This window comes from Streptomyces sp. NPDC101178 (assembly GCF_044767965.1).
Classification (GTDB): domain Bacteria; phylum Actinomycetota; class Actinomycetes; order Streptomycetales; family Streptomycetaceae; genus Streptomyces.
Genome location: NZ_JBIWOZ010000013.1, coordinates 1 through 3,569 on the forward strand (window position 1 = coordinate 1; position 3,569 = coordinate 3,569).

General features: G+C 67.0%; 2 protein-coding genes and 1 rRNA gene. All 3 read left to right on the forward strand.

Going from position 1 to position 3,569, the window contains the following annotated elements; translation table 11 throughout:
* Positions 1-74, forward strand: a 5S ribosomal RNA gene (rrf, locus tag ACIRR8_RS29230); the annotation flags it as partial.
* A 160-nt stretch (positions 75-234) separates the two neighbouring features.
* Positions 235-843 (forward strand): CDP-alcohol phosphatidyltransferase family protein, encoded by a 609-nt coding sequence (locus tag ACIRR8_RS29235; protein WP_015607274.1) that lies wholly within the window; start codon positions 235-237, stop codon positions 841-843.
* Positions 844-958: 115 nt separating this feature from the next.
* The gene (locus ACIRR8_RS29240) at positions 959-3,454 is read left to right on the forward strand and encodes a sugar phosphate nucleotidyltransferase (RefSeq protein ID WP_404070407.1); all 2,496 of its coding nucleotides are present in this window, start codon (positions 959-961) and stop codon (positions 3,452-3,454) included.
* Positions 3,455-3,569 lie beyond the last annotated feature (115 nt).

A 3,569-nucleotide genomic window follows, 5' to 3' on the forward strand; every position in this document is an offset into this window, starting at 1 on the left:
ACCCGGAAGCTAAGCCTTTCAGCGCCGATGGTACTGCAGGGGGGACCCTGTGGGAGAGTAGGACGCCGCCGAACAATTATTGTGGGAAAGCCCCGCACCCTTGTGGTGCGGGGCTTTCCTGCGTTCCGGGACCCTGGCAACCTCAGCCCCTGCCCACCCCTGTGCAGGCGCCGGCGGAGGCTGAGGGTAAGGTCGGGGGGCATCATTCGCACGTTCTTCACAGGAGGCTCCCGGGTGGAGGTCCAGGAGACTCGGGTCCAGACGGACCGGGTCCTCACCATCCCCAACATCCTCAGCATGGCTCGCCTTGTCGGGGTACCGCTCTTCCTGTGGCTGATTCTCCGCCCCGTGTTCGGCGGCCCCAACAGTGACGGCTGGGCGCTGCTGGTGCTGATGCTCAGCGGCATCAGCGACTATCTCGACGGCAAGCTCGCCCGGCGTTGGAATCAGATCAGCAGTCTCGGTCGGCTCCTGGACCCGGCCGCAGACCGTCTCTACATCCTCTCGACGCTTCTCGGCCTCACCTGGCGCGAGATCCTGCCTCTCTGGCTCACCGCCGCTCTGCTCGCCCGTGAGCTGATGCTGCTTGTGATGGTGGCCATCCTGCGGCGCCACGGCTATCCGCCCCCGCAGGTCAACTTCCTCGGGAAAGCTGCAACTTTCAACCTGATGTACGCGTTCCCCTTGTTGCTGCTCAGCGACGGGAGTGGTTGGCTGGCTACTGTGGCCGCCATTTTCGGATGGGCGTTCGCAGGATGGGGTACAACGCTGTATTGGTGGGCAGGGATCCTCTACGTGGTCCAGGTCCGCCGGCTCGTGAAGGCGGATGCAGTAGCCGATTGAGCTCGTTGACGCGGTGCCGTGCAGTGTGGCCGGCCCGCGGTGTGATGTCTTGAACGTGATGCCCCGACGGGCGAACTCGGCTGACCGTCGCTTCTTCTAGGAGGACGTTTCCGACATGAAGGCCGTCGTGATGGCTGGTGGCGAAGGCACGCGCCTGCGCCCCATGACCTCGAGCATGCCCAAGCCGCTCCTGCCCGTGGCCAATCGGCCGATCATGGAGCATGTACTGCGGCTTCTCAAGCGGCATGGGCTCAATGAAACAGTAGTGACCGTCCAGTTCCTCGCCTCCCTCGTCAAGAACTATTTCGGGGACGGCGAAGAGCTCGGGATGGAGCTCACCTATGCCAACGAGGAGAAGCCACTCGGCACAGCGGGGAGCGTGAAGAATGCCGAGGAGGCGTTGAAGGACGACACCTTCCTCGTCATTTCCGGTGATGCGCTCACCGACTTCGACCTCACCGACCTCATCGCCTTCCACAAGGAGAAGGGCGGCCTCGTCACGGTCTGTCTGACCCGGGTCCCCAATCCCCTGGAATTCGGCATCACCATCGTCGACGAGAACGGACAGGTCGAGCGCTTCCTGGAGAAGCCGACCTGGGGCCAGGTCTTCTCGGACACCGTGAACACGGGCATCTACGTCATGGAGCCCGAGGTCTTCGACTACGTTCAGGCCGATACCTCCGTCGACTGGTCGGGTGACGTCTTCCCGCAGCTGATGAAGGAAGGCAAGCCGATCTACGGCTATATCGCCGAGGGCTACTGGGAAGACGTCGGTACGCACGAGAGCTATGTGAAGGCTCAGGCGGACGTCCTGGAGCGCAAGGTCGACGTGGAGCTCGACGGCTTCGAGATCTCTCCCGGTGTTTGGGTGGCCGAAGGTGCGGAGGTCCACCCGGACGCCGTGCTCCGTGGGCCGCTGTACATCGGCGACTACGCCAAGGTCGAGGCGGACGTCGAGATCCGTGAGCACACCGTCGTCGGGTCCAACGTGGTCGTCAAGACCGGCGCCTTCCTCCATAGGGCCGTGGTCCACGACAACGTCTACATCGGGCAGCACAGCAACCTCCGGGGCTGCGTGGTCGGCAAGAACACCGACATCATGCGCGCCGCCCGGATCGAGGACGGCGCTGTCATCGGTGACGAATGCCTGGTCGGCGAGGAGTCGATCATCCAGGGCAACGTACGGGTGTATCCGTTCAAGACCATCGAGGCCGGTGCGTTCGTCAACACCTCGGTGATCTGGGAATCCCGCGGGCAGGCGCATCTCTTCGGCGCGCGCGGCGTCTCCGGGATCCTGAACGTCGAGATCACCCCCGAGCTGGCGGTACGGCTGGCCGGCGCCTATGCCACCACCCTCAAGAAGGGGTCGACGGTCACCACCGCCCGCGACCACTCCCGAGGAGCCCGCGCTCTCAAGCGCGCGGTCATCTCGGCGCTCCAGGCCAGCGCCATCGACGTGCGCGACCTGGAGAACGTACCGCTGCCCGTGGCTCGGCAGCAGACCGCGCGTGGCAGTGCGGGCGGCATCATGATCCGTACGTCGCCAGGGGTGCCGGACTCGGTGGACATCATGTTCATCGACGAGCGCGGCGCCGACCTCTCCCAGGCGCAGCAGCGCAAGCTGGACCGTGTCTACGCCCGCCAGGAGTACCGCAGGGCCTTCCCCGGCGAGATCGGGGACCTGCACTTCCCGTCCAGCGTCTTCGACTCGTACACCGGCTCCCTGCTCCGCAACGTCGACATCGCGGGGATCGCCGACTCCGGGCTCAAGGTCGTCGTGGACGCCTCCAACGGCTCCGCCGGCCTTGTTCTGCCGAGCCTCCTCGGGCGGCTCGGTGTGGACGCGCTGACCATCAACCCGGGACTCGACGAGTCCCGGCCCACCGAGTCCGCCGAGACCCGCCGCGCCGGCCTCGTACGGCTCGGGGAGATCGTCTCCTCGGCGCGGGCAGCCTTCGGTGTGCGGTTCGACCCGGTCGGTGAGCGGCTCTCCCTCGTGGACGAGCTGGGCCGGATCATCGAGGACGACCGGGCCCTGCTGGTCATGCTGGACCTCGTCGCCGCCGAGCGGCGCAGCGGACGCGTCGCCCTGCCGGTGACGACCACGCGCGTCGCCGAGCAGGTGGCGGCCTACCACGGCACCCAGGTGGAGTGGACGACCACCTCGCCCGACGACCTGACCCGGGTGGGCCGCGAAGAGACCACCATCTTCGGAGGAGACGGGCGTGGCGGGTTCATCGTTCCCGAATTCAGCAGCGTCTTCGACGGGACGGCCGCTTTCGTCCGGCTCATCGGTCTCGTCGCACGGACGCAGCTCACCCTGAGCCAGATCGACGCCCGCATCCCGCGGGCCCATGTCCTGCGCCGCGACCTCGCGACGCCGTGGGCGGTCAAGGGCCTCGTCATGCGTACCGTCGTCGAGGCGGCCGGGGACCGCAGCGTGGACACCACGGACGGCGTCCGCGTGGTCGAGGCGGACGGACGGTGGATCATGGTGCTGCCCGACCGGGCGGAGGCCGTCACCCATCTGTGGGCGGAAGGCCCGGACGACGCCTCGGCTCAGGCGCTGCTCGACGAGTGGTCGGCCGTGGTGGAGAGCGCGGGCGAGTGACCTCATGAGGCCGGTGCGGCCCTACGCCCGTTGCTGGGGTTACCGGCCACCCGGAGCCCCCTGTGGGACCATCCCCCCTCTCGGAGGACAACTTCGCCCACCGGCCGGCAGGCCC